The 25,494-nt window shown below is 61.8% G+C and carries 25 protein-coding genes; 10 read left to right on the top strand and 15 right to left on the bottom strand.

Annotation, left to right across the window (positions count from 1 at the left end; genetic code table 11):
• Nucleotides 1-41: 41 nt before the first annotated feature.
• Nucleotides 42-923 carry a LysR family transcriptional regulator gene (locus PQR08_RS17095; RefSeq protein WP_238212133.1) on the bottom strand — a complete coding sequence of 294 codons (882 nt, stop codon included), beginning with the start codon at nucleotides 921-923 and terminating at the stop codon, nucleotides 42-44.
• A 260-nt stretch (nucleotides 924-1,183) separates the two neighbouring features.
• Between PQR08_RS17095 and PQR08_RS17090 the strand changes: the two genes are divergently transcribed.
• From PQR08_RS17090 to PQR08_RS17070, 5 genes are read left to right on the top strand one after another with little or no spacing between them, the layout of a single operon-like run.
• Nucleotides 1,184-2,311 (top strand): porin, encoded by a 1,128-nt coding sequence (locus PQR08_RS17090; protein ID WP_408161855.1) that lies wholly within the window; start codon nucleotides 1,184-1,186, stop codon nucleotides 2,309-2,311.
• Between the two features lie 20 nt (nucleotides 2,312-2,331).
• The gene (locus PQR08_RS17085; RefSeq protein WP_238212134.1) at nucleotides 2,332-2,550 is read left to right on the top strand and encodes a DUF3311 domain-containing protein; all 219 of its coding nucleotides are present in this window, start codon (nucleotides 2,332-2,334) and stop codon (nucleotides 2,548-2,550) included.
• On the top strand, nucleotides 2,547-4,028 hold the full coding sequence (locus PQR08_RS17080) for a sodium:solute symporter family protein (RefSeq protein WP_408161853.1): 1,482 nt from the start codon (nucleotides 2,547-2,549) through the stop codon (nucleotides 4,026-4,028). The genes PQR08_RS17085 and PQR08_RS17080 overlap by 4 nt, the downstream gene beginning before the upstream one ends.
• Nucleotides 4,029-4,033: 5 nt before the next feature.
• Nucleotides 4,034-5,221, top strand: a complete 1,188-nt coding sequence (locus PQR08_RS17075) for an amidohydrolase family protein (protein ID WP_250486688.1) — start codon at nucleotides 4,034-4,036, stop codon at nucleotides 5,219-5,221.
• A complete protein-coding gene (locus tag PQR08_RS17070) occupies nucleotides 5,221-6,675 on the top strand; it encodes an amidohydrolase family protein (protein ID WP_250486720.1) in 1,455 nt (484 codons plus the stop codon). The genes PQR08_RS17075 and PQR08_RS17070 overlap by 1 nt, the downstream gene beginning before the upstream one ends.
• A 52-nt stretch (nucleotides 6,676-6,727) precedes the next feature.
• Here PQR08_RS17070 and PQR08_RS17065 read toward each other — a convergent pair whose 3' ends face one another.
• The 4 genes from PQR08_RS17065 to PQR08_RS17050 form a co-directional block, all read right to left on the bottom strand.
• Nucleotides 6,728-7,564: a bifunctional allantoicase/(S)-ureidoglycine aminohydrolase gene (locus PQR08_RS17065; protein ID WP_035503772.1), complete on the bottom strand. Its 837-nt coding sequence runs from the start codon at nucleotides 7,562-7,564 to the stop codon at nucleotides 6,728-6,730.
• A gap of 20 nt (nucleotides 7,565-7,584) precedes the next feature.
• Nucleotides 7,585-8,820: an amidohydrolase family protein gene (locus PQR08_RS17060; protein WP_250486687.1), complete on the bottom strand. Its 1,236-nt coding sequence runs from the start codon at nucleotides 8,818-8,820 to the stop codon at nucleotides 7,585-7,587.
• Nucleotides 8,821-9,087: 267 nt separating this feature from the next.
• The gene (locus PQR08_RS17055) at nucleotides 9,088-9,846 is read right to left on the bottom strand and encodes a Fic family protein (protein WP_250486686.1); all 759 of its coding nucleotides are present in this window, start codon (nucleotides 9,844-9,846) and stop codon (nucleotides 9,088-9,090) included.
• Nucleotides 9,847-10,056: 210 nt separating this feature from the next.
• Nucleotides 10,057-10,329 carry a phage tail protein gene (locus PQR08_RS17050; RefSeq protein ID WP_029672539.1) on the bottom strand — a complete coding sequence of 91 codons (273 nt, stop codon included), beginning with the start codon at nucleotides 10,327-10,329 and terminating at the stop codon, nucleotides 10,057-10,059.
• A 418-nt stretch (nucleotides 10,330-10,747) separates the two neighbouring features.
• On the opposite strand from PQR08_RS17050, the gene PQR08_RS17045 reads away from it, so the two are divergent.
• A complete protein-coding gene (locus PQR08_RS17045; protein WP_250486685.1) occupies nucleotides 10,748-11,131 on the top strand; it encodes a hypothetical protein in 384 nt (127 codons plus the stop codon).
• A 119-nt stretch (nucleotides 11,132-11,250) separates the two neighbouring features.
• On the opposite strand, the gene PQR08_RS17040 is transcribed toward PQR08_RS17045, so the two are convergent.
• From PQR08_RS17040 to PQR08_RS17030, 3 genes are all read right to left on the bottom strand, one after another.
• Nucleotides 11,251-11,673, bottom strand: coding sequence for a PaaI family thioesterase (locus tag PQR08_RS17040; protein ID WP_238292231.1), 423 nt, complete (start codon nucleotides 11,671-11,673; stop codon nucleotides 11,251-11,253).
• 171 nt (nucleotides 11,674-11,844) lie between these two features.
• Nucleotides 11,845-12,309: an SRPBCC family protein gene (locus PQR08_RS17035; RefSeq protein ID WP_238292233.1), complete on the bottom strand. Its 465-nt coding sequence runs from the start codon at nucleotides 12,307-12,309 to the stop codon at nucleotides 11,845-11,847.
• 18 nt (nucleotides 12,310-12,327) lie between these two features.
• Nucleotides 12,328-12,960, bottom strand: coding sequence for a LysE/ArgO family amino acid transporter (locus tag PQR08_RS17030; protein ID WP_187606714.1), 633 nt, complete (start codon nucleotides 12,958-12,960; stop codon nucleotides 12,328-12,330).
• 94 nt (nucleotides 12,961-13,054) lie between these two features.
• On the opposite strand from PQR08_RS17030, the gene PQR08_RS17025 reads away from it, so the two are divergent.
• A complete protein-coding gene (locus PQR08_RS17025; RefSeq protein ID WP_250486684.1) occupies nucleotides 13,055-13,519 on the top strand; it encodes an Lrp/AsnC family transcriptional regulator in 465 nt (154 codons plus the stop codon).
• Here the strand turns inward: PQR08_RS17025 and PQR08_RS17020 are convergent.
• The 3 genes from PQR08_RS17020 to PQR08_RS17010 form a co-directional block, all read right to left on the bottom strand.
• The gene (locus PQR08_RS17020) at nucleotides 13,516-14,247 is read right to left on the bottom strand and encodes an oxygen-binding di-iron domain-containing protein (protein WP_238292239.1); all 732 of its coding nucleotides are present in this window, start codon (nucleotides 14,245-14,247) and stop codon (nucleotides 13,516-13,518) included. The two genes, PQR08_RS17025 and PQR08_RS17020, sit on opposite strands and share 4 nt — an antisense overlap.
• A gap of 136 nt (nucleotides 14,248-14,383) precedes the next feature.
• Complete coding sequence (locus tag PQR08_RS17015) at nucleotides 14,384-15,037, bottom strand: glutathione S-transferase family protein (RefSeq protein ID WP_250486683.1); 654 nt, start codon at nucleotides 15,035-15,037, stop codon at nucleotides 14,384-14,386.
• Between the two features lie 117 nt (nucleotides 15,038-15,154).
• The gene (locus tag PQR08_RS17010) at nucleotides 15,155-16,339 is read right to left on the bottom strand and encodes a right-handed parallel beta-helix repeat-containing protein (protein WP_250486682.1); all 1,185 of its coding nucleotides are present in this window, start codon (nucleotides 16,337-16,339) and stop codon (nucleotides 15,155-15,157) included.
• Nucleotides 16,340-16,709: 370 nt separating this feature from the next.
• On the opposite strand from PQR08_RS17010, the gene PQR08_RS17005 reads away from it, so the two are divergent.
• Nucleotides 16,710-18,464, top strand: a complete 1,755-nt coding sequence (locus PQR08_RS17005; RefSeq protein ID WP_250486681.1) for an FUSC family protein — start codon at nucleotides 16,710-16,712, stop codon at nucleotides 18,462-18,464.
• A 190-nt stretch (nucleotides 18,465-18,654) separates the two neighbouring features.
• On the opposite strand, the gene PQR08_RS17000 is transcribed toward PQR08_RS17005, so the two are convergent.
• The 4 genes from PQR08_RS17000 to PQR08_RS16985 all read right to left on the bottom strand — a co-directional run bounded on the left by PQR08_RS17000 (nucleotide 18,655) and on the right by PQR08_RS16985 (nucleotide 22,830).
• Nucleotides 18,655-19,209, bottom strand: a complete 555-nt coding sequence (locus tag PQR08_RS17000) for a hypothetical protein (protein WP_250486680.1) — start codon at nucleotides 19,207-19,209, stop codon at nucleotides 18,655-18,657.
• Between the two features lie 497 nt (nucleotides 19,210-19,706).
• Nucleotides 19,707-19,919, bottom strand: coding sequence for a hypothetical protein (locus tag PQR08_RS16995; RefSeq protein ID WP_250486679.1), 213 nt, complete (start codon nucleotides 19,917-19,919; stop codon nucleotides 19,707-19,709).
• Nucleotides 19,916-21,805: a TRAP transporter large permease gene (locus PQR08_RS16990; protein WP_250486678.1), complete on the bottom strand. Its 1,890-nt coding sequence runs from the start codon at nucleotides 21,803-21,805 to the stop codon at nucleotides 19,916-19,918. The genes PQR08_RS16995 and PQR08_RS16990 overlap by 4 nt, the downstream gene beginning before the upstream one ends.
• A complete protein-coding gene (locus tag PQR08_RS16985) occupies nucleotides 21,802-22,830 on the bottom strand; it encodes a TRAP transporter substrate-binding protein (RefSeq protein WP_250486677.1) in 1,029 nt (342 codons plus the stop codon). The genes PQR08_RS16990 and PQR08_RS16985 overlap by 4 nt, the downstream gene beginning before the upstream one ends.
• Before the next feature lie 193 nt (nucleotides 22,831-23,023).
• On the opposite strand from PQR08_RS16985, the gene PQR08_RS16980 reads away from it, so the two are divergent.
• Together PQR08_RS16980 and PQR08_RS16975 are read left to right on the top strand one after the other, a co-directional pair.
• Nucleotides 23,024-23,932: a LysR substrate-binding domain-containing protein gene (locus PQR08_RS16980; RefSeq protein WP_213233979.1), complete on the top strand. Its 909-nt coding sequence runs from the start codon at nucleotides 23,024-23,026 to the stop codon at nucleotides 23,930-23,932.
• Nucleotides 23,933-24,112: 180 nt separating this feature from the next.
• Nucleotides 24,113-25,471 (top strand): NAD(P)H-dependent oxidoreductase, encoded by a 1,359-nt coding sequence (locus tag PQR08_RS16975; RefSeq protein ID WP_250486676.1) that lies wholly within the window; start codon nucleotides 24,113-24,115, stop codon nucleotides 25,469-25,471.
• Nucleotides 25,472-25,494 lie beyond the last annotated feature (23 nt).

The following is a 25,494-nucleotide window of genomic DNA, read 5'->3' as shown; positions in this document are numbered from 1 at the left end:
AACTAATCGTCTTTCGCTCGACCAGCCTGTCAACCCGGCGGCTATCGCCGCTGCGGGCCGAACATTCGCGACAACGCCCGCGCGAGTTCCTTGACGACGGTGTCAGCGGTCGGACGATGCAGCAACGCGATATCCATCGTCTCGATGGCCGGCAGCCCGTTCTTCGCCGTCAACACGACGTGATCCGGCGAAACGGCCCGCGCCGGAAGCAGGCTGATTCCCAGACCATCGGCGACGGCTGCCTGAATGCCGCTCAGACTCGAACTGATGAAGCTCAGCCGCCAGCGCCGCCCGATGCTTTCGATCGCGTTGGTCATGTCGTCGCGATAAAGCCCGCGCGGCGGAAACGCGACGAGCGGAATCGGGTTCAGGCCGAACGAGGGATTCTTCGCGCTGTCGATCCATCGAAGCTGCTCCGGCCAGCTCGCGACCGCCTCGCGGCTATTGCGTCGCTGCTTCACGAGAACCAGGTCGAGGTCGCCGCGATCGTAGCTGGCGCTGATGTCGCGGCTGAGCCCGCTCGTCACTTCGAGCTTCACCTGCGGATGCTTGCGATTGAACGCGGCCAGCATATGCGTGGTCGGCCCGCCGACGAAGTCTTCCGGCACGCCGAGACGCACTGTCAGGCCCACGTTCGCGCCCGATAGCGCCTCGATCATTTCATCGTTGAGCGCGAGCATCCGGCGTGCGTACGCGAGCAGGGTTTCTCCGGCGTCGGTCGGACGGACGTCGCGGCTGCCGCGTTCGAGCAACTTGTGACCCGCCATCTCCTCCAGTCGACGCACCTTCTGGCTCACGGTCGATTGCGTCGAATGAAGCCGTGCGGACGCCGCGGTGAAGGTGCCGCAATCCGCCACCATGACGATGGCTTTCAGCAGATCCAGATCGAAGAGCGGGGTGCGTGCTTGGGGAACGTGTTTCATCGACCCAGTTGATCGTTGAATTCGGACTCTGACTTCTATCACGCGTGACCGGCACTGGCAATCGCGCAGCCGCCGCGTGTCTGCGGGTATTCGCTTTTCAACTGACGCCTATTAGAACATTTAATTTTTGAATACAAGGGGACATGGATAACATCAGCCGACGTTGATGCGAATGGCTAGCCATCACCCTTCGACGTCAGACAAAAAGGCTCGAACGCAGGCGAAAAACCGCGTGACGAGACATATGCCCGGAGACAAGGATGAAGAAAGCGCAAGTGAACACCTGGAGGATATCGCTCGTGGCGGCCGGTACCGGCATGGTGCTGGCAGGCACGGCGGGCGCGCAATCGAGCGTCGTGCTGTACGGCATCGTCGATGGCGGCATCACGTACACGAATAATCAGCAAGGCCATTCGGCATGGCAGGCGACGGGCGGTAACGAGTCGGGACCGCGCTGGGGCCTGCTCGGATCGGAAGATCTCGGCGGCGGCCTGAAAGCGAATTTCAAGCTGGAGAACGGCTTCAACGTCATGAACGGCACGGCGATGCAGGCCGGCCGGATGTTCGGCCGGCAGGCCTGGGTCGGCATGAGCAGCGAGAAGCTCGGCGCGCTCACGCTGGGCCGCCAGTACAACACGGTCCAGGATATTCTCGGTTCGATCCAGATCAGCAACACGCTCGCGCAGTATTCGACCCATCCGTTCGACAACGACGACATCAACAACACGTTCCGCACGAACAACGCCGTCAAGTACGTCTCGCCGATCATCGCGGGATTGCAGGCGAACGCGATGTACGGCTTTTCGAATTCCACCGGCTTTGCGGCCAACAATAGCTGGAGCGCGGGTCTCAGTTATACGAGCGGGCCGGTCAATCTCGGCGCGGCCTACGCGCGCATGAATCAGCCCGCGAGCAGCGCCGTGGGCGCCGTCGCATCCGACAACTACTACGCGCCGAGCGCCGCGGTCTTCGGAACACGTCTCGTCGACGCGACCCGCCAGCAGATCTGGGGCGCGGGCGGCACCTACACATTCGGTCCCGCGACGCTCGGGCTGCTCTACACGGGCACGGACTTCAACATGGTCTCGGGCGGCGCGCTGCGCTTCGGCAACTACGAAGGCAGCGTACGCTATTCGCTGTCGCCGGCGCTGATCGCGGCTGTCGGCTATACCTACACGCAGGCGTCGCAAGGCGATACGAGCGGGCACTATCATCAGGTCTCGGGCGGTCTGCAATATCTGTTGTCCAAGCGCACGGACGTCTATGTGAACGGCTTTTATCAGAAGGCGACGGCTGGCATCGGTCATGCATGGATCGATGGAATCGCCGCGCCGTCGTCGACGACTTCACAACTGGCGTTCGTCGCCGGTCTGCGTCAGAAGTTCTGACAGGTCATGCGAGGAACCTCATGAAACTCCGCATTCTTCTTGCCGCGCTGCCGTTCATCGGTCTCTACTCGGGCGGCTCGCTCGCCGCGCATACGCCGCTTCTCTTCGGCGTTCCTTTCCTGCTGGTGTGGAATCTCTTCTGGATGGCGGCGACGGCTGCGATCCTTGCGCTCATCTATTGCCTCGACAGCCGCGACGAAGCGGCGAATTCGAGCGCACGCGCGGGAGGATCGCAATGAACGCGTCGCTGATCATCATCGTTCTGTTCGCGATCTTCGCGCTGGCCGTGGGCCGGTACGCGCGTCGCGGAAAAAAGCAGCTCAGCCTGGAGCAATGGGCGGTCGGCGGACGCGGCTTCGGCTCGCTGCTGACCTTCCTGCTGATGGCGGGCGAGGCCTTCTCGACATTCTCGTTCCTCGGCGCGAGCGGCTGGACCTATAGCAAGGGCGTGCCGGCGTTCTATATCCTGTCGTACGGGTGCCTCGCGTATGTGCTCGGCTACTGGATGCTGCCCGCCATCTGGCGCTATGCGAAGGACCGCAACCTCGTATCGTTCGCCGATTACTTCGCATCGAAATACGATAGCCGCGTGATCGGCGTGCTGGTTTCGATCGTGGCCGTGCTCGCGATGGTGTCGCTTCTGATCATCCAGTTGCGCGGGCTCGGGATCATCGTCTCCGAGATGTCGTATGGGCTGATCTCGCAGAACACCGCTATCTGGATCAGCGCGGTGCTGATGGTCGCATACATGACGGTCTCGGGCATTCACGGCTCGGCGAGCATCGCGATCTTCAAGGACGTGCTGATTCTCGGCCTCGCGATCTTTCTCGGCACCTATCTGCCGCTGCATTACTTCGGCGGCTTCGGCGAAATGTTCGCGCGCATCGATGCCGTGCATCCGGAACTGCTGCGCATGCCCGAGCATGGCTTCAATCTGAGCTGGTACAACTCGACGCTGCTGCTCACGTCGCTCGGCTACTACCTGTATCCGCACGGCTTCACGGCGGTCTATGTGGCGCGCGATGCATCGGCGCTGCGCAAGAACGTCGTGCTGATGCCGATCTATCAGGTGCTCATCGCGTTCCTGTTCCTCGTCGGCTTCGCTGCCGTGCTCACCGTGCACGGGCTCGAAGGTGCGCAAACCGATCTCGCGCTGCTGCGGCTCGTCAAGCAGACTTTCCCGGCGTGGTTCGTGGGCATCGTCGGCGGGGCGGGGCTGCTCACGGCACTGGTGCCGGGCTCGCTCATCATGCTCAATGCATCGACGACGATCGCGCGTAACATCTATCGCGAAGGCTTCGCACCGCAGGCGACCGACAGGGAAGTGGCCCGCGTCGCGCGTATCGCGCTGCCGCTGTTCACGCTGGTCGTCGTCTTTTTCGTGTTGCGCGGCGGTGCGACGTTCGTGGCGCTCGCGATCTTCTCGTCGAGCCTGCTTACGCAACTGGTGCCGATGCTCGCATCGAGTTTTCTCAAGCGCCCGTTCGGCACGCGCGAAGCGGCGTTCGGCGGCATCGCGGCAGGCGGCGTCGTGCTCGGGCTGTCGAGCTGGGGCGGCATGACGCTTGCGACCGCGTTTCCCAACGCGCCGCTCGCGTTCACGTCCATCAACATGGGGCTCGTCGCGCTGTTCGCGAACGCCGTGGTCTTCGTTGCAATCAGCGCCGCACAACGTTTGCTGCGGGCGCGTATCGATACTGCCGTAGGGTCGGCATGACAAACATGACTCGCTCTCTTTACCTTTCCAATGTCCGGCTGGCCGATGACCAGGCCGTCTCCGTTTCGGTCGTCGATGGCCGTATCGAAGCGCTCGGCGCGAATGTCTCGGCGCCGCCCGGCGCGCATGTCGAAGATGGCGGCGGCGCGCTGCTGTTGCCGGGCTTCGTCGAAGGCCACACGCACATCGACAAGAGCAACTGGGGCCGTCCGTGGTATCGCAACGAAGTCGGCCCGCTGCTCACCGATCGCATCAGCAACGAACGCGAGTGGCGCAAGACATCGGGACACGATGCGGCCGCGCAATCGCTCGCGCTGTCGCGCGCATTCGTGCAGGCGGGCACCACGCGTCTGCGCACGCATGTCGATATCGATACCGATGCGCGCCTGCGCTACCTCGAAGGCGTGCTCGCGACGCGGCAGACGATGCGCGACACGCTGGAGATGCAGATCGTCGCGTTTCCGCAGTCGGGCATGCTGATTCGTCCCGGCACGGTCGAATTGCTCGGCAGCGCGCTCGCGGAAGGCGCCGATGTTCTCGGTGCGCTCGATCCCGCGTTGATCGACGGCGATCCCGTTGCATCGCTCGATGCGACTTTCGCGCTCGCGGAACGTCATGGCAAGCCGATCGATATCCATCTGCACGAGCCCGGCGAAGTCGGCGCATTCGCGCTCAAGCTGCTGCTCGACCGCGTCGAGACGATGGGCATGCAGGGCAGGGTGGTCGTCAGTCATGGCTTTTGTCTGGGCGCGTTGCCGGAGCGCGAACGCGATGCGCTGCTGGATCGAATCGCCCGGTTGCGCGTGGCGCTGCTGACGAGCGCGCCGCCTTCGCGCACGGTTCCGCCGCTCAAACTTTGTCGCGAGAAGGGCATCACGATGTTCGGCGGCAACGACGGCATTCGCGACACGTGGTCGCCGTATGGTGTTCCCGACATGCTCGAACGCGCGATGCTGATCGGCATGCGCTACGACCTGCGTCGCGACGACGATCTCATGATCGCGTTCGATTGCGTCAGCGAGGCTGCCGCGCGCGGCTGCGGTTTCGCCGACTACGGGCTGCACGCGGGCGCGCGCGCGGACCTCGTTCTGGTCGATGCGCAGACCGTCGCGCATGCGGTGGCGTCGCGGCCGGTGCGCAAGCTCGTCGTGGCGAGCGGCCGCATCGTGGCGCGTGACGGAGCGCTCACGTGATGAACGAACATGAACACGTCGACATACTGATCGAGCACGGCTGCGTCATCACGATGGATCCGTCGCGCCGTGTCATCGATGATGGCGCGGTGGCGGTGAAGGGCGATCGCATCGTCGCTGTCGGCGAAACGAGCGAGCTCGCGCGGCGATACCGGGCAGCGCGTGTGATCGATGCACGCCGCAAGGCCGTATTGCCCGGCCTGATCGATGCGCACGCTCACGCCGGGCACGCGATGCTCAGAACGATCGGCGGCGCGGACGGCGATGCATGGACGGCGGCATGCGAGGCGATCTACACACGCGCTTCCGACGAAGCCTTCTGGGAAACGGAGTCGCATCTGGCGGCGCTCGAACGTCTGAAGGCGGGTGTGACGACAGGCGTCTCGCTACTGGGAGGCGGCGATTCGATCATGCGTGTCGATGATCCCGTGTATGCACGGCGTCATTGCGACGCGGTGGTCAGGACGGGCACACGATCGATCGTCGCGGTCGGTCCGTCGCGTCCGCCCGCGCCTCGTCCTTATACACGGCACGGCGCGAGTGGACAGAGCGAGACTTACGACGTAGATTTCGAACGCATGTTCGACGTGTGCAAGGACATCGTCGATGCATGTCACGGCGATGCCGATGGCCGCATTCAGATCGCGTTGATGTTGCCCGTGTTCGCGCCGGAGCATTATCCCGAGGTCGCGCAATATGAAGGCGACTATCGGCGCGAGGCGGAGCGCTATATGTCGATGGCGCGCGAACGGAACCTGAGTTTCACGCAGGATGGTCATCGCGCGGGCACGCTCGATTTCGCGCATCGCGAGCTGGGATTGCTGAACGCGAAGTCGTTTATGTCGCACGCGATCGATCTCACGGAGGCGGACATCGCGGCGTGCGTGGAGACGGGCGCTTCGATCGTGCATAACCCGAGCGCGATCATGTCGATCATCGGACGCTGCCCGGTGCCCGAACTGATCGATGCGGGCGTGACGGTGGCGATCGGCTCCGACGGTGCTGCGCCCGATAGAGGCTATGACATGTTCCGTCATATGTGGCAGTGCATGCATTACCATCGACGGCACTTCCGCGATCCGGATGTGCTTCCGCATGGCAAGGTGCTCGAGATGGTCACCATCGACGCGGCCCGCGCCTTGTCACTCGACCATGAACTGGGTTCGCTCGAAGCGGGCAAGCAGGCCGACATCATTCTCATCGACCTGTTCAAGCCGCATCTGATGCCGATGAACATGCCGGTCTATCGCGTCACGTGCTTCGCGAATGCGGGCGACGTGTGCATGACGATGGTCGGCGGGAAGGTCCTGATGGAGGATTACCGGGTGCTGTCGGTTGATGAAGGGGAGATACTCGAACGCGTCTCGCAGGTTGCGGATAGCACGTTCGAGCGCGCGGGCTTGCGTCATCTGTTCGACGCGCCGCGAACGTTGTGGGGGCACAGCCACTATTGATGCCGGGCCGATGCGGCACGCCTGAGCAGCAGGCGTGCCGCATCGCTGACGATTAACGCGGCGCGTTGAGCGTCAGCTTCATGTGCCGGTTGACGTCCTTGTACAGCAAATAGCGGAAGCGGCTCGGCCCGCCCGCATAACACGCTTGCGGACAGAATGCGCGCAGCCACATGAAGTCGCCGGCTTCCACTTCGACCCAGTCCTGATTCAGCCGATACACCGCCTTGCCTTCCAGCACGTAAAGACCGTGTTCCATCACGTGCGTTTCCGCGAACGGGATGACGCCGCCGGGCTGGAACGTGACGATGTTCACGTGCATGTCGTGACGCATGTCGCTGGAATCGACGAAGCGCGTCGTCACCCAGCGTCCTTCGGTGCCGGGCATGGCGATCGGCTCGATGTCCTGCTCGTTCGTCACGAAGGCTTCGGGAAGCGGCACGCCATCCACGGCTTCATAGTGCTTGCGGACCCAGTGGAAGCGGGCGGTATCCTTGTGACGATTGCGCAACTGCCAGTTCGTGCCGGGCGGAATGAACGCATAGCCGCCGGTCTTCAGCACGTGCAACTTGCCTTGCAGCGTCACTTCGATTTCGCCTTCGACGACGAACAGCACGCCTTCCGCGTTCGGGTCCTGTTCAGGTTTTTCGCTGCCGCCGCCGGACGCCACTTCCATGATGTATTGCGAGAACGTCTCGGCAAACCCGGTCAGAGGCCGCGCCAGCACCCAGAGCCGCGTCTTGTCCCAGAACGGCAGATGACTCGTGACGATATCGCGCATCACGCCCTTGGGGATGACGGCATACGCTTCGGTGAACATCGCGCGATCGGTCAGCAGCTCTGTCTGCGGTGGATGACCGCCGTGAGGCGCGTAGTAGGTATTCGTTGACATACGTAAGTCTCCGTTGATGTTCACGCCGCCGTGCTGATCGCGACGCCGTGGTGGTGTCCGGCTTGACCGGACTCGAATTGCAGGCGGGACGTATCGCCCCAGAACTTTCCGCTGCGCACGATCGTGCGTTCCGCTGGCACGGCCGCGACGGCGGCGGCCGCGTTGGCCGCCTTCACGATGACGAACGTCGCGTCGTGACCGGCCTTCAAACCGTAAGCGTCGTGCCCGAGCACCGCGGCGCCGGCATCGGTCGACATGTGCAGCGCGACGCGCAGTTCATCATCAGTATAGAAACCTGAGCGATAACCGATCAGCATCGCGCGTTGCAGCATGTCGCCATTGCCGTACGGCCACCAGGCATCCTGGATGTTGTCGTTGCCGGTGAAGACGCGCACGCCTGCCGCGCGCAATCGGAGGATGGGCGGGAACGCGCGATCGCCGGGGGCGTTGGTCATGATCGATACGCCGGCATCCGCCAGCGCCGACGCGACACGGTCGACCACGTCGGGCGCGACATCGCCCAGAGCGTAGGCGTGGCTGACGGTCACGCGGCCATGCAGTCCGGATGCCTTCGTGCGCGCGGCGATCCGGTGCAATTGGTCGATCCCTTGCTGGTCAGGTTCGTGCAGATGGATATCGATTTTCACGCCACGCTTTCCGGCGATGCCGAAGACGATATCGAGCTGGCCGTCGGCGTCGCCGTCGAGTGTCGTCGGATCGATGCCGCCGACGACCTGAGCGCCTTCACGCGCCGCTGCATCGAGAATGTCCGCGGTGCCCGGACAGGACACGACGCCCGCCTGGGGAAACGCGACGAGTTCGATATCGACGAGGCCGCGCCATTTTTCGCGCGCTTCCATGACGGCGTGGAGATTCGTGAGACCCGTGGTGGCGTCGACATCGACATGACTGCGCATGGCAATGGTGCCGAACGATGCGGCCTGACGAATCAGCGCGTCCGCGCGCTCGGCGATGGGACGTGCGCGCGCGAGTTCCTGCTTTTCGATGGCGAGACGCTCGCGCAGGCTCGCGGCGGAGCGATGAGGGCGCCAGCCATCGCCCACGAAGCTCTTGTCGAGATGAATGTGGCCGTCGACGAAGCCGGGCAGGACGAGATGGCCTTTGAGGTCGATGACTTCTTCGGCGCGCGCTTCGATGCGCTGCGAGCCGATGCTGGCGAAGCGGCCGTCTTTTACCGCGAGATTCAATGGATTGCCATCGGCGTCGATGGCATTGACGAAGACGCGGTCGAACATGCTTGTGCCTCAGTGATTCGGGACCTTTTCAACGCGCCCTGAACCGGTTGCGGCGTTGGGTTGTGGGGTCCTCGGTGTGGTGGACCTGTACAAAATATCGGAGACGGTTGGTATCGACAAATTAAATGTTTGAATGTGGGGTATCGGCTTTCTGAATGGATCTGTGTGGGCGAATCTCATGTACGCAGTTTAAAAAAAATTGATCATAAAGATTATGTCAATTAATAAAAATTCCATGAGGCTCTGGTGCAAACGCGATACGGACGATCACGGCGCGTCGCCAAGCCGGCGATCGACAAGCAATCCGAGCGCGTCGAGATAGATGTCCATCGACCGCTGGACCGATTCGGCGATCAACCGGGCAATGCCCGTGTAGTCGTTGCTCACGCAAGCGTCGTCCAGCGAACCGCAATACGTCGCGCGATCTTCGTTCCGGATAACGACCGGGGGATAGCCGGATTTCATCAACTCGACGTTCAAGAGCAGGCGCCCCGTTCTGCCGTTCCCATCCATAAATGGATGGATCTTGACGAACCGCGCATGAAACTCGGCGGCACGCGCGACAGGATGCATATGCTCCCCGCTCGCATGCCACTCGATGAGCGCGGCCAATTCGGCCGGCAGATCCAGAAAATCCGGCGGAGTCGTATGCGCGCCAGCTATCGTTACATTCACATGTCGATAGCGGCAGGCTTCCTCACCGACACGGCCTCTCAACACGACGTTGTGGATGTTCCGGATCTGCCATGCGGCCACGGGCTCATTCTTCGCGACGATCGAATCGAGGTAACGCATCGCGCCGCGACGACCCATCGTTTCGCAGTGCTGCGGCAGCGATTTGCCGTCCATCGTCATGCTGTCGAGCACGATCTGAGTCTCGTGCAGCGAGCGTGTGTGGTGCTCGATTGCGCGCGCATCAGGCGTCCATTCCAGCCCCAGCCTTGTACGCAGCGAAGCCAGAGCCGGAGGCGAAAGCGGACGCACCGCGTCCAGTTTCGCCTTGTCGGCATCGATCGCTTCGAGCATCCGTTGCAGAGACGAGTCCATGACTCAGATCCGATGTCGCCGGGAATCGCGTCGACTGGTCGTGCAAATCGAGGAAGCGCTCATCCGTACAGCGGCGATTCTCAGTCATCCTTAAGTTTTTAAACGCTTCTGACAAACGGCACCCGGAACCACTAATGGACTCAGCCTCGGCGCGGCGACTGGGAACACGAATCGCCGCGCCGGGTGCGCTCAGTCCCTGCTTGGGAAGATGCCGTTTATGCAGATTGCAAAGTTCATCGGCGGATAAGGCTTTCCGTTTGCGTCGCCACCGGCCACCGGCATTGGCGTTATATTGGGCAACTGGAACGTCGTTGCCCCATCCCCACCGTAGAAATTGCCAATCAATGCAAACAGCGCCTGGAATTGCGCGATGTGCAGCGTCTGGCCCTGACACAGCATCCAGCCCTTGGGTGCCCAGCCGAAGCTGAACATGCGAATTTCACCGATATACGCGTCTCCCATTGAACTTCTCCTTGGTTGTCATCGATCGAAGGAACGACACCTGCTCCAGGCTGCTCCTGGCCCTACACGGACGTTACTGTTCGATTTGCCACGCAAGTACCGGCTGACAATCCAGTTGAGGTCGGCACCGGTGTTCGGGAGCCAAGGCGGCCTGTCGCTTCTCCCGTTACCTCGATATTCCAGAGACGTTGTCGAAGATCGTGAGACCATTATAGGCCGCTCGATTGTTCGGAAATTTTTCGGTGACGCGGGTGTGCGCATCAGGCAGGGACGAACTTCGCCATTGCCGTCGACCTTGCTAGACTCAGGTTCTAGAAGCGGTTTCCCCTTGCCGTGGAAAGGTAAGGAGGGAAGCGCGGGCGCTGATCGGCACGAAGCGCACGGTTCGAAATCGACCGCTGAACAGGAGAGTTGTTTCGTGAAGAACTGCCTTCTCTGCGTGCTGTCCTTCATGTGGGCTAGCGCGGCCTGGGCCGCCGCCCCTGTCTGCTTCCCGGTCGGAACGACCATGACGCTTCGCGGCACGCCCGTGCAGGACGTCATGGAAACGGACGGCGGTTCCCGACAACCCGTCTCGCTGCTGGCGATGGACCCACCGCTGTGCGTGATCGACAAGCGTTATTCTCAGGACGCGCAAGGTCGGGTCATGGTCCCCCGGGTGCTTATCATCGGGCCACCGCTTCCGAACGGCGTGACGCTCTCGGTCACCGGCACGCTGATGCGACGCAGCGCACCGCCCTACTACATGGTGCCGACGGCAGCCTGGGTCGTCCCGCCCACGATGGTTCCACCGCGCCAATAGGGGCTTCGCGGCGACACACGCGGTGCATCGGCCAGCTGATCCGCGAATGTGATTGCCAGCCAGGCGTCAGTTCACACACTTCAACTCGCCTTCAGGCCGCGCGGCAAGGGGCACAGCCGTTACCGGCGAAGGTTAGCCATTGTCGCCTGCATGATCGCAATCACCCTATGCTCGTCCCCATCTCCGGAAAACGCACGGACTTCACCCGTGCACACGGTAAGGGTCTTGCCCGCGTTCTGTACTCGTCCGATAGCCAGAAAGCGCTCACCAACAGCTGGCCGCAAAAGATTAATCTTGAACTCTGCTGTGACCACATCAAAATCAGGCGCTAACTTCGTCAGCGCTGCATATCCGCATGCGCTGTCTAGAATGCTCGACGTAGCGCCCGCATGAAGATAGCCTTGTTGCTGAGATAGATGACTTGAAAATGGCAGGCCGATGTGCACTTCCCCGTCTTCAACGAGGAGAAGCTGTGCACCGAGTGTCAGCATTAAGCCCTGCGCGTTGAAGCTGTTGGCAATTCGCGTGTGAAGATCGGCCATTGTCGTCGGTAGAAAGGTGGTTCGATGAACAGCGACGCAGCGACACTCAAATGATATCGACTGCTCAGGCGCGGAGAACAGTCCTCGGATTCGACTGGCACTTCGCACAATTGGCGGTGTACGTCGATATCAACTCAGCCGTGAAGCTGCTACAGCCACGTGCCGAGCCCTTCAGCAGATTGAAGCTGCCAGCAGCAACTCGCGACAAGCTGCGATCTTGCGTGCCCAGTCGTCGATCATTGCGGCGAAGCGCTCGCCTTCGTAACCTTCGAGCGCCTGTTCGCCCGCAGCGTTCAGCGCTGTGAGCTCGTAGCTTACCCATACTTCGGTGCGCGCCTCGTCGAGTGCCACACAACGCACCTCGACAAGACCGGTGCGCGAGGCCGGCGTGCAGCGCGAATAGCACGATCGGTGTGCCTTGCGGTCGAAGTCGGTCAGGGTCCAGATGGTCAGCTCATCACCCTGACCGGTGGTGAACACCATACCGGACTCTGTGCGGCCGTCGCGGGGGTAGACGTAGGTTGGCGTCCAACCGTCGACCCAAAGCTCCTCGCCGGCCGGCGTGAAGAACATGAAGGCCTGGTCGATTGCAGCGTCGACCACGATCCTGTGGCTGGCGTTCAGCCGGTGCGTCATGGCTTGATCCTCCGATGGTCATACGATGAGCTGGCCAAGCTGCCATAACCCGAGTCCAGCCAGCAGCGCGGCAGAGCACAGGTTGACGGCGCGTTGCCAACGTTCGTCGAAGCGGTTGCGCAACCGACCCACACCGGCCGACAGGATCAACCACCATAGTGCCGAGCCCACCAGCACGCCGACAACCATCACCCAAGGCGATGCCGAAGGCGAGCGGCCTGCCAGTGCACCGAACACGGCCATGAACGACAGGATGGTGGTCGGGTTCGACATCGTCAGCACGAATGTGCCGGCCATATAGCGCAGTAGCGTGCTGGTCGGCTGCGAGGCATTCATGCTGCGCACTGCCGGCTTCGTCGCGATGCGCCAGGCAAGCCACAGCAGAAAGCCGCCACCGAACAGGCCCAGCCATAGCCTCAGGCTCAACAACCAGCCGATCAATCCGGTGACGCCAAACGCGCCGATGGCGCCGTACACCGCGTCGGCGAGTGCCGCCCCCAATCCAGTGGCGAGCCCCGCAGGGCGGCCATGATCCAGCGTGCGCTGAATGGCCAGCAATCCAATCTGCCCGACCGGCGCAGCGATCGACAGCCCGATCAGTAGCGATTGGCCGAACAGCACGGGGATGGGTGACGACAGAATGAGATCCATGTCGGGGATTATCCGACGGCATCGAAGGCTTGCACAGAATAAAACACCAACCGAAAATTCAGTTCATCTTCGATTTTTCAGGTGGAAGCCCGTCATGACCGAAGCACTTCAACTCGACGCCAAAGCATGGGCGCTTCTGATGGCGCTACAGGAGGATGGGCGCGCGCCCTTGAAGGCCCTGGCCCTTGCCGCGGGTTTGTCGGTGCCCGCAACGGTGGAACGACTCAAGCGCCTGAAGGACGCCGGCGTGGTGCGCTCTGTAGGCGCCGACCTGGATCCCGTGCAGCTCGGCTACGCCGTGCGCGCCATTGTCGGCATCACCGTGCAGCAGCCCGGCAAAAAGACGTTTCTCGACAAGCTGCGCCGCGCGCCCGAGGTGCTGGAATGCCATCACGTCGCCGGCGCCGATTCCTACATCGTGACCGTGGTATCCACCAGCCTCGAAGCGCTGGAGCGTTTTCTCGCCACCATCAACACCTACGGTGAGACGCGGACCTCGATCGTCTTCTCCACCCCCATTCCGCGTCGCGGTCTGGTGGCGCCGGGTGCGTCGCGCTAAACGCGTTCGACGCTGTCGGCGAGCGCGCGCAACAAGGCCGCGCCATCGCCGTGCCAGGCGCTGCCGTGCATGCAGGCCAGCGTTGTCGGCTGCAATGCAGCAAGGCGTTCAAGCATTGAGCGGGCGTTCCTGGTGTGTGAGAAGTAATCCATCTCGTGACGGAACGCCTCGCTGGGTTCGAGGATATCGCCCTCGGTAAGCGGCGGGAGGTGCGAACCGCCTTGGGTGAATAAGTCGCCACAGAGCAGCGTCGCCGACGCAGTCTCCATGAGAAAGCCGCATTCCCACGCGTGCGGTAGATGCGGCGTATCGAGCCAGCGCACGCTGTGCTGCCCGAGCGAGATCGTCTCGTCATCATTCATCGCGCGTGGCGGCCGGTCGGCATAATCGCTGACCGAGACCATGGCCGCGACCTGGCCGCACAACGGCTCCGCATGCGGCGCGGCCGCGAGAAACTCGTTGAGTGCGCCGCATTCGTCGGACTCGAAATGAGAGAAGCCGATATAGCGCAGACGATCGATCGATATGATGCGTTCGACCGCTTCACGCACGACGGGAAACAGCCTGCGCAGACCGGTATGAAATAGCAGGGGCTCGTCGTCGTCGATCAGATACTGGTTGAACGAAAAGCCGCCCCCACCGGGGATCTCGACCGGCGTCGAGATGCGATAGATGCGTTCCGCAATCTCGTCGATGGTTGTACCGCTCGAAAGGGATAGGGTCGGCATGATGCGCTCCTTTCTTGGACAACTTACGTAATCCAGGCTCGGTCAGATCGTCGATGCACGTGCGCCGATTTTCGGCGATCCGGGTATCGATGTCCATTGCTTCTCGATCGATCACCGGCGGCGAGGCCACATCGTATTACACCAATGGAGCCGCAAGCCCTTCTGATTCGATCACGCGCTGGATCGCAGGTCGCGCTAGCATCCGTTGCAGATACTGACCGAGCAGTGGCCATTCGCGCGCGGGTTTCGTGAAACCCCTTGTCCATCGGCAGAGCATGAATGCGTAGGGATCGAGGATCGTATATTGGCTCCCCAGTAACCAGGGGCCTTCGCTCGATTGAAGTTGCGACTCCAGTTGTTCAAGCAATATCCCGATCTTCAATTCAGCATGAGTCTGCACTTGCCTCGCGCCCGGCGCGTTGCCGGCATCCACCCAACGCTCGGGATAAAAATAGACAATCAACGCCGCTTGCAGTGTGTTCGTCAACCACATGAGCCACTTGTAAAACTCGGCCCGCTCCGGCGTTGCCAGTGCGGGCGCCATGCCGCTTTCCGGATGCGTATCGGCCAAATGCAGGCAAATGGCCGCCGTCTCGTACAGCACCGTGTCGCCATCAACCAATACGGGAATCAATCCGTTGGGATTCAGTCGTAGATAGTCTGCCGACTTATGCTCATCCTGCGTGCGATCTACAAGTACTAACTCGAAAGGCTGGCCGATTTCTTCCAGAACGATGTGGGGGGCCATGCTTGCATTGCTGGGGTAATAGAACAGTTTTTTGGCGGTCATGTTTAACGTCGATTGCTTATGCCGAGGGCAATTGTTGACGATTTACGCGCCGATGTCGATTGGCTGCTTATGGCTAGTCCCTCGCCCGATGCCCTTTCTAACTCCCGCATCGCGACCTTAGCCGATCGTCGGGTTCACCACCGAGACGTTCGGGCCTGACGGCATCCAGTCGCCCAGATACCAGTTCTCCTTCCACACCGGATTTGTGCTCGTGATCGCGCCCGTCACGATGTAGCCGCTCGGTTCCAGGCCGCCGACACTGAACGGACCATCGGTCTGGCTGTTGTCGATATGGTTGGTGATCTGAATATCGACGGTCTTGGCGACCGGTCCCGCGAGCGATCCCAGATCGATCTGGATGCCCGGGCCCGCGCAGCCCAGCGTCTTCGGGCTGACGATCCTGATCGCCCGGAACACCGCCGTGTTGTCATTCGGCTCGATATCGAGCCCCGCCTGCGGCGCTGTTCCGCCTATGTTCTGCCAGACAGGATGGTCGAAGGTGATGGTGTCGCCCGAGATGATCGTCACACCCTGGCGACGACAGCCGTCCGCGAGATGATTGGTGATCGTCACGGCCTTGCTCGTCACGCCGTCCTCGATATAGCTGTTCGCGATGTAGATGCCGTCGCCCCAGCAGTCGATGGTCGTCGGCGACGTAATCGTGACGTTCGAGCTGCCGGCGATCGAGATGCCCATGCCCCACTCCCCCGACGTAGCCGCATTGAGCGACTTGCTGCCGTCGAGGTACGGCGACTCGATGTTCACGTTGCTCACATCCCAAATGCGCATCATCTGATACCAGTCGGTATTGTGAGCCAGCAGCTTGATCGAAGCGCCCTGCGCGAAGCGTATGTGGGTGTTCGAGCGCAGCGTGAGGCCCGTGATGTCGATCCGGCTTTGCCCGGTGATCAGGAGAATCTGCCCGACCGATCCGTCGATCGCGGCCTGCAATGCAACGCGATCGTTCGTGGTTCCGTCGCCCTTCACGCCGAAGGACGTGTCGATGAGGACGCCGTTCGGGCCGGTGTCGCTTACGCCGTGAGTGCCGCTGGCCATGCCTGGACTGGCATCGCTCGCGCTCTGCGAACCGGCGGCCGTACTTGGCGTGGGTTCGCTCGTGTCTTGCGAGCCGGTGCTCGTGTTCGTGTTCGGGCCCGTCTTGGTCGACGAATCGGCCGCATTCGACGAATTCGCGCCGCCGCCTCCACAAGCGGAAAGCACGAGGGAGCCAGCGCCGAAGACGAGCGTCGAAAGGAATTTGCGACGCATCGTGCTGGGAATATCGGAGCGTGTCGAGGCCATGAAAAATTCCCTCGAATGACAAGTGCGCGATCGGGCGGAGTCGGATTGATTTGCGCCTCAGGAAGATGAAGCGACAGGCGACGAGCGATTCGCTTCGGCGCTTGCTTGGTTTACGGCGCGAAGAGCAAAGTCCTTAACGAAAAGGCCGTGGGAGCGTCGATTTTCCCCGTCGCGGTCCACGATGGATCGGCAACAGAAGGTACGTTGTGGTATCTGAAGCTACACATGGCTGTGTATGCTTGTCGCGCGAGCAAAGCTTCAAGACTGGCGTTCGCTATCCAAACGCGCGACCAGCGCCTCACATAGACACACTGAGACGGACGACTGCTCAAGCGTGCCGAGCTTAGCCGCACGACGGGAGAGTTCCGATATGCGCCCTGCCAAGTCCAATACCGTTGCGCTGCTGAGCCTCGCCAACCCGAGATGGCCGATCGCCTTCCGCGCAGCATTGAGCCTCGGCATCCCGCTATTGCTTTCGTGGCTGATCAATGGCGACCTCTCCGCCGGGCTTGTTGCGACGCTGGGTTCATTCACGTCGCTCTATGCATCGGATCGGCCCTATCGTAATCGTGCGCTCGTGCTTGCCGGTATCGCTATAACTTTCGCTGCAGCGGTGACGGCCGGCGTCGCGGTACAAGGTCTGCCGCATGCAGCGGTTCCGTTGGTCGTCGGCATCGCGATGCTTGCAAGCTTTTTCTCGGCTTCGTTGAAGATCGGTCCCCCAGGCGCCTATATGATCGTTCTCGCCTGCGCCGCCGCGACCGCGATGCCCGTGACCAGTCTTCCCCTGAGCCATGTTTTTCTTCTCATTCTCGCCGGAGGCGCGATCTCATGGCTAACCCACATGGCCGGTGCGTTGGTCGCGCCGAGGGGTCCGGAACGCGCCGCGCTCGTCGATGCAGCGAATGCCATTGCGCACCTGCTCGCGACGGCCGATGAACCCGCGCGGGAGATCGCACGCCACTCGGCTGCACTTGCCTTGCATGAAATGTGGATTGCACTGGTGAACCGTCAACCCAGGGATGTGCCGGGCGACGGGAAGATAACTACGCTCCGGGCTCTCGGGCTCGAGTTGCATCTGATCTTTGCCCGTTGCAACTGCTCGCGGGACGGAACCGCCGAGCAAGACCGTGTCCGACAGATCGCTTCCCTGGCGTGCACACAAACGACCCTCGATACCACCATGTCACGCCTTCCGCTAGGACAGCTTCGCGCTGTGGAGCGAATCGCAAGGGACGCGCGCTTTGGAACGAGGGCATGGAACATCGCGTTGCGGGTCGGGATTGCAGTCGCGATTGCAGGCTCGCTGGGCGAAATGCTCGGGCTCACGCGCGCTTATTGGGCGATGGCGGCCGCCACGCTAATACTGCATCAGGGACTGAATCTTCAGGCGTCTATGCGAAGAAGCATCGATCGAACCGTAGGCACGCTCGTCGGTATCGGCCTTGCGGCACTCGTGCTCGTACTGCATCCCACCGGGCTGTCGCTCATTGCGACGCTCATGGCGCTGCAGTTCATCGTCGAACTGCTAGTGGTGCGCAAGTATGCTGTCGCCGTCATATTCGTGACCGCGATAGCGCTCACGATCGCGTCAGGCGGTCATGCGATCAAAGACCCTGAAGCACTGTTGATCGCACGCGGCGTCGATACCCTGGTCGGTTGTGCAGTAGGTCTACTCGTGTGTGCTGCGTCAAACATCGGAGGGCGTACGCGATCATCGCTCGCCGCGATCCTTTCGCTGATTGCATGCATGCGTCCCGTGCTGGGCTACCTTCAGACAGCAACAGTTACAAGCGACGAAGCCTTGCGTTCGCGCCAAAGTTTGCAAGACAAAGCATTCTTGGTAATGATCGCGCTGGACATGCATCCGGAGATCGAATCCGTTGTCATGCGCGCGCAAGAACTCGCGTATCTGATCTCCGGTGCGGCGTGGCTCGTGCAAATGCGCGAAATCGAACCGGCACGCATTCAACGTACGGAACTGCAACGCACCGACACCATTCTGGCCGCGATCCTCACTGACCCACCTGCCACGCTCGATGAGTCGGTCAGTATTGAACTTGCGCGTGCCGCCGAGTCTATCGAAGCATGGCTGGACAACGATACGAAGCGATACTCCTCCTGACCGTTCCGTTCATATCGGGCGCGCGTCATCTCTATCTTCCCGACCGCGCGGCACTCATACAGTACAGCGACCGCGGGCGACATTGGGAGCGTGATGGCAAGCGCATAACGGCCGGCGTCGACAACGAGTTCCTGCGCGAGCGAACTCTGTGTCAACTCACCCATAGCGTCTCCAAAGCAAAATGCAGTCTTTAGCTGGCGCTTTCAACTGCACCCGACGCGAGCATTCGCTTGACGACAAGCGCAAGCGGAACAGTGAAACAGAAATGAGACATGAAGCCGCCAATGATGACGATCGGGTCCAGATAGTTCGGGTGATTGTCCGACGCGATCGCGATGGCGACGTGCATCACAATCCAGGCGAAGATTGCGTAAAAGAGCGCGACGAAAGTAGCCTCATAGCCACGTCGACGGAAGTACGGCCATATCGCGGCGAACAACACGCCCCAACCGATGGCAAAGACAAAATGAATTGCGGTGCCGATGACGTAGGCCCAGATGCCGATCGATTCTTGAAAAGCCTTACCAAAAACTAGCCCTGTTGCGTTCCGGGGAATGCCGGCGAGCGGCATGAGATGCTGCACGCCCACCCAGATCAGCGCTTCGTAAATCCAGATAACAATCGCGCCCGCCAATCCACCCACCGCTCCGGCGTGGATGATGCGAGAAAACGGTGGCCTGGCCGCCGCGTTATTTTGCGAACGTCGGTCCAGTTCCTTGCTTCTTACGTTAATGTTACTGCTCATGTTCCATCTCCTTGGCTGCGCAGATTAATCCAGAACTCTCGTCATGCTAGAAAGAGTTCCGCACAGGCCGTAGACGGGGTTAACCAGATATTGGAATTCGAAGCGGAGTTTTCTGTCGCAGAACCAGGTTGCCCGTATCGCTGAAGACCGAGTCCCGATAAGGCTCCGAAGCCGTCCTGCGAACATCCGGAACGTCAATGGCTGCGAACCCGGTCAGAAACGTCGATAAATAAAACAGATGGCGAAGACAACGATTTGCAAAGATCGAGCGTGCGAAAACTCAGCGTACCCCGGAGGGAATCTACTTCCCGCCAGGCTCGCAACGGCACTGGCGTCCGTGGCGTCGTTGATCCTCGCGGCCTCAATGCTTGCCACTTACTTTCTGGCAAGACCGATCAGGCAATTCGCCGAAGAGCTTCGTCAGAAAGGAGGCGATCTGCGAGCCGGGCCCGTGCGTGCAGCGGGTCCAAAAGAGTTGCGTGCAGCCATCAACGCATTCAACGCGCTGCAGGCGCAACGCCGAAAATTCGTCGATGACCGCACGCTGATGCTCGCCGCCATTTCGCACGATCTTGCGAACGCTTCTGACCAAAATCCGCCTGCGAGGCGAGTTCATCGAAGACGAAGAACAGCGGCTGCGCCTCTTCCGCGACGTCGATGATCTGCAGGCAATGGCGGACTCTGCGCTCTCGTTGATCGAGGTCGTTCAAAGAAAGGCCGTCGAGATCCACGGAACAAAAGCAATGGCTATCAGCCCGAGAAGCAGCATGCCCAGATAGATCCAGATACGCCTGAGCCCCGCTTCCGGCGATACCTCTCCGATGATGCACGCCGCGTAATAACACAAGCCGAACGGCGGCGCGAAGACGCCGAGTCCCATCGCGAGCACGACGACCATCGCATAGTGCACCTCGTGGATGCCAAGCTGATGTGCGACCGGAAACAGCAGCGGCCCGAACAGGACGATGGCCGGAATGCCCTCCAGCACGCTGCCGAGCACGATGAACGCGACGATCGATACCAGCATGAAGCCGGCGGCACCGCCCGGGACCCTCGTCATCATGTTCGCAAGATCGTGCGAGAAGCCGGACTGCGTCAGCGCCCAGCCCATCGCACTCGCCGCCCCGACGATGAACAAAATCGCGCCGGACAATGCCGCCGTCTGCAGCAGCATCGGCATGATCGCTTTCCACTTGAGGCCGCCGCGATAGATCAGAAGGCCGATCACGAGCGAATACGCGATGCCGATCGTCGATACTTCCGTCGCCGTCGCGATGCCTTCGACAACCGCGCTGCGAATCAGAAACGGCAGCAGTAGCGCCGGCAGTGCGATGACAAACGTGCGACGCACTTGCGACCACGGCGCCCTCACCGCGCCCGCGCGGCTCGCGTCCGTTTTTTCGTCGCGTCCCGCACGCCACCATGCGACGACGCCGAGCACGAGAGCAAGTACGATCGCTGGCAGAATGCCCGCGGTAAAGAGCGCCGCGATCGAAATGCCTGTCACCGACGCGATCGCGATCAGCACGAGCGACGGCGGAATCGTTTCGCTCATCGCACCGGACGCCGCGAGCAGTGATACCAGCTCGCCGTCCTTCATCCCGCGCTTGCGCATCTCGGGGAAAAGCACGGGCGCAACCGCCGCCATGTCGGCCGTCTTCGATCCGGAGATACCCGAGATCAGCAGCATCGCCCCGAGCAGCACATACGACATGCCGCCCCGAACATGACCGAGCAGCGAAGCGAGAAACGCGACCATCACGCGCGCCACGCCCGTCACATGCACGAGTTGCCCGAGCAGCACGAACATCGGCACGGCGAGCAGGATCAGCGTGCTCATGCCTTCGTCCATGCGCCCGACCACGACGCTGAGCGGCGTCGACGTGGTCGTCAGTAAATAGGCGCTCGTCGCGAGCGAGAACGCGAAGGCGATCGGCACGCCCGCCATCACCGCCGTGCCGAGCACGCCGACAAAGAACACGAGCAGCGCGCCCTGCCCCATGTTCGTCAATGGCGCCTTGGCGAGATAGCAGCCGAGCGCGATCAGCAGGATGAGCCCCAGCGCACCGAGGATATGCCGCCGGTCATGCCGTGCAAGACGCAGGCCGCAACTGATCAATGCCGCCGCACAGCCGAAGGGAATCGCCAGTGCTCTCACCGAGCCCGACCAGCCGAGTGCCGGTGTTTCGACGAATGCCTGATCCTGCACATAGTCGAACGCGGGATGCATCACGAGCGCGAAGAAAGCCGCCGCCGCAGCGACCGCCAGTGTCTCGGCCCACGCCTGCGCGCGCGGCGTCATGTGCGATACGAAGAAGGTCAGGCGCATGTGACATGAACGCTGCACCGCGAGCGCACTGCCCAGCATTGCAAGCCACAGGAACAGGATGGACGCGAGTTCGTCCGACCAGATGAGCGGATGATGAAACACCGCACGCGCCACGATGCCGACGAACAACAGCGCCACCTCTCCGACGACCGCCGCTGCCGCGAGCACCTCGATGCCACGACGCAACCACCGTTCGATGCCGCTCTCGCCGTGATGATCGCGTACGAGCGATGGCCCAGGCACCTCCAGATTGTGTGCCGCGCTCATGATATTTTCCCCGTTACCGCTTCGAGGGCGCTCCAGGGACCGGCGCCGAACTTGTCGCGCCACTGCGCATAGAAGCCGGATTTCGTGAGCGCTGCGCGAAACGCGTCCCTGTCCGCAGGAACGAAGGTCAGGCCTTTACCGGAGAGCTGCGACTTCAGCGACGTGTTCAAGCGCGCGACATCCGCACGCTGCTCGACGCTCGCACGGTCGAATTCGCGCCTCACGATCGTCTTGAGATCGTCGGGCAGTGCGTTGAATGCACGCGGGTTGCCGAGCAGCCAGAACGGATCCCAAATGTGATTGGTCTCGGCCACGTACTTTTGCACTTCATAGAGCTTGCCCGCTTCGATCGTGACGAGGCCGTTTTCCTGGCCGTCCACGAGATGCGTCTGCAATGCGGTGTAGAGCTCGTTGAAGTTGATCGACGTAGGGTTCGCCCCAAGCGTCTGGAAGAGCGACGTGAACATCGGCGAGACCGGCACGCGAATGCGGTAACCGCGCAAGTCGTCGGGTGCCTTGATGGGTTTCGTGGTGGACGTGATCTGCCGGAAGCCGTTGTCCGCCGCCTTCGAAACCGACACGAACCCGCTCTTGTCGATCTGCGCGCGAATGATCGTGCCGAGATCGCCATCGACGCCGCGCCAGACCTGATCGTAGTCCGAGAACGCGAAGCCGAGATTGGTGATGGCCGCGAGCGGGATCACCGTCGACGCCACCGAGCCCGAGATGTTGAGGAACTCGACAGCGCCCGAGCGCGTCTGCGATAGCAGGTCGGTGTCCGAGCCGAGTTGCGATGCGGGGAAAAAGCGGATCTCGAGCCTGCCGCTGCTCGCCTCGCGTATGCGGTCGATGGCTTCCTTGAGACGCGTATTGATCGGCTGATTAAGGGATTGCCCGGTAGCGAGCTTGTAGGTGAATTCGGCGGCGCGTGCGGGCCGGGTCCATATCGTTACCAGCGGAAGGGCTGCCGCAGCCTTCAACACCGCGCGTCGCGAAATGCGTCGCGGCGAGTTCGACGTGCTCATGATGCTGTCTCCTGTTATATGAACTTCCGTGTTCACGCGCCACTTGTCTGTATGGCGTCGCGGGCACGTGGTGACACTTGTTCGACTCTTGTCGAGGCGCCGCCGGTCCTGCGTGTGCAAAATATAAGAGGCTTGTTGGTGAAGGACAATTCAATTATTTTGCGCAAAGGTGTAGCCAATCTAAAGGGTGATCATGTATCTGCCATTGCGGGCCATCAGTGTTTTTCATGCTGCGGCGAGTTCGGGGAGCATCTCTCGCGCGGCCGCGGAACTGAACGTCACACCATCGGCCGTCAGCCAGCAAATCCAGTCTCTGGAGACACATCTGGGCACGGCGTTGATGACGAAGGTCGGACGTGGTGTGGCATTGACCGAAGCAGGCGAGCGCTACTTCGCGATGATTTCAGAAGAGATCGACCGCATCGCCGACGCGACTCAGCGTATACGCGGGTTGCGCTCCGTCACGCTCCTGACCGTGCGCGCGACGCCAACGCTATCCACCAAGTTTCTCCTGCCGCGCCTGCGCTCGTTCCTCGACGGTCATCCCGATCTCGAAGTGCGTCTCAACGGCACCAATGAAATGACCGACTTCGCACAGGAATCCGTCGATATCGAGATCCGTCACGGCACCGGGCAATGGCCGGGCTTGTATGTCGAGCCGCTGACCGAGGAATCGTTCCTGCCGGTCTGCTCGCCCGCGTACTGCGCACCGTCGAGTCTCGATGCCGCCGACCTGCGGCGTCATCGGCTCATCTATTCGATCAAGTCGCAGGTCCAGTGGCCGCACTGGTTCTCGGTGGCGCACGCAGACCCGCTCGATCCGGGGCAGCGCGTATTGTTCGACCGCAGCCATATGGCGATCGATGCCGCCGTCGACGGCATGGGCATCGCCCTAGAAAGCACGCTCATGATGTGGCGCGAGCTGCGCGACGGCACGTTGATCTGCCCGGTGCGCGAGCCTCCGGAGATCCGGCTGACGACGCAGTGGATCGTCTGTCCGTTCGAGCATCTGCACAAGAAGAAAGTGATCCTGTTCCTCGATTGGCTGCGCGCCGAGCGTGCCGCCTGGCAAGCCGCTTCTCAGCTTGCCGCCGCCCGCTGACGTTGAAGCCTGGCTAACAAATCGCCTCGGAAATGTTAATTGTTCTGGCTGAACCCCCTGACTACACTTGCTCGCAAGCAAGGCGCACCGCTGTCATGCCTTCGATCATGCCTCCCCGGCCACTCACCGCGCGCCGCGCTCGCGGCCACGATCCATAGACTCGACCACAAAGGATTGCAAATGAATCTCTCCAGTCTGCTCCAGGCACGCAACGCTTCCGGGCGCCCCGTACGCGTCGGCCTGATCGGCGCCGGCAAGTTCGGCTCGATGGTGCTGTCGCAGGCACGTCATATCGAAGGGCTGCACGTGGTGGGCGTCGCCGATCTCGATGTCGGCAAGGCACGCGCATCGCTCGCGCGAGTCGGCTGGCCGGCCGAACAATACGGCGCGCGCACCCTCGCCGATGCCGTGAAGACCGGCGCTACCTGCGTTCTCGACGATGCCGCCGCACTCGCCGCCTGCGATGAGATCGAATGCATCATCGAGGCGACGGGCCATCCGATCGCCGGCGTGCGTCACGCACTCGCTGCGATCGAAGGCAACAAGCATGTGGTGATGGTCAACGTCGAGGCCGACGCGATGTGCGGCCCGCTGCTCGCCGCCCGCGCTCGCGAGCGCGGTCTCGTCTACAGCATGGCATACGGCGACCAGCCCGCGATCATCTGCGAACTCGTGGACTGGGTGCGCTCTTGCGGCTTCGAGCTGACCTCGGCCGGCAAGGGCATGAATTTCGAGCCGCGCTATCGCTATTCGACACCGGACACGGTATGGGGCTTCTTCGGCTGGACCGAGGAAGAAGTGGCCAAGGGCGACTTCAACCCGAAGATGTACAACTCGTTCACCGACGGCACCAAAGCCGCAATCGAAATGGCGGCGGTCGCGAACGGCACGGGCCTCGATTGCCCGGACAATGGCCTCGCCTTCCCTCCTGCCGGCCTGCATGACCTGGCGCGCGTCTTCCGGCCAGCGGAAGATGGCGGACGTCTTTCGCGCAGTGGTCTCGTGGACATCGCCGCGAGCCAGGAACCGGACGGACGTGAAGTGTTCAACAACATCCGCTACGGCGTGTTCGTCACGTTCAAGGCGCCAAACGAATACGCGCGTGCGTGCTTCGAGCAGTACGGCCTGCTCGTCGATCCGACCGGCTGGTACGGCTCGATGTGGCGCCCGTTCCACATGATCGGCCTCGAAACCAGCGTGAGCGTACTGTCGGCCGTGCTTCGCGGCGAGGCGACGGGTTCGTCGAAGGAATTCCGCGGCGACGCCGTGGCGACCGCCAAGCGCGACCTCAAGCCCGGCGAGATGCTCGACGGCGAAGGCGGCTACGCGGTCTGGGCCAATGCGATCCCGGCATCGAAGAGCCTTGCGATCGGCGGCTTGCCGATCGGGCTCGCGCATAACGTCAGGCTCAAGCGCCCGGTCGCCAAGGACACCATCGTTCGCTTCGAGGATGTCGAGCTCGAACGCGATCTCGATGTTGTCGCGCTGCGTCGCGAGATGGAGCAAAGTGCGCTCGGCAAGCCCGCGAAGGCAGCGTGAAGGACACACGTCATGGCATCGGA

Source organism: Caballeronia jiangsuensis (assembly GCF_046030135.1).
Lineage (GTDB): Bacteria > Pseudomonadota > Gammaproteobacteria > Burkholderiales > Burkholderiaceae > Caballeronia > Caballeronia jiangsuensis.
This window is presented reverse-complemented; position numbering and strand designations above follow the sequence as displayed.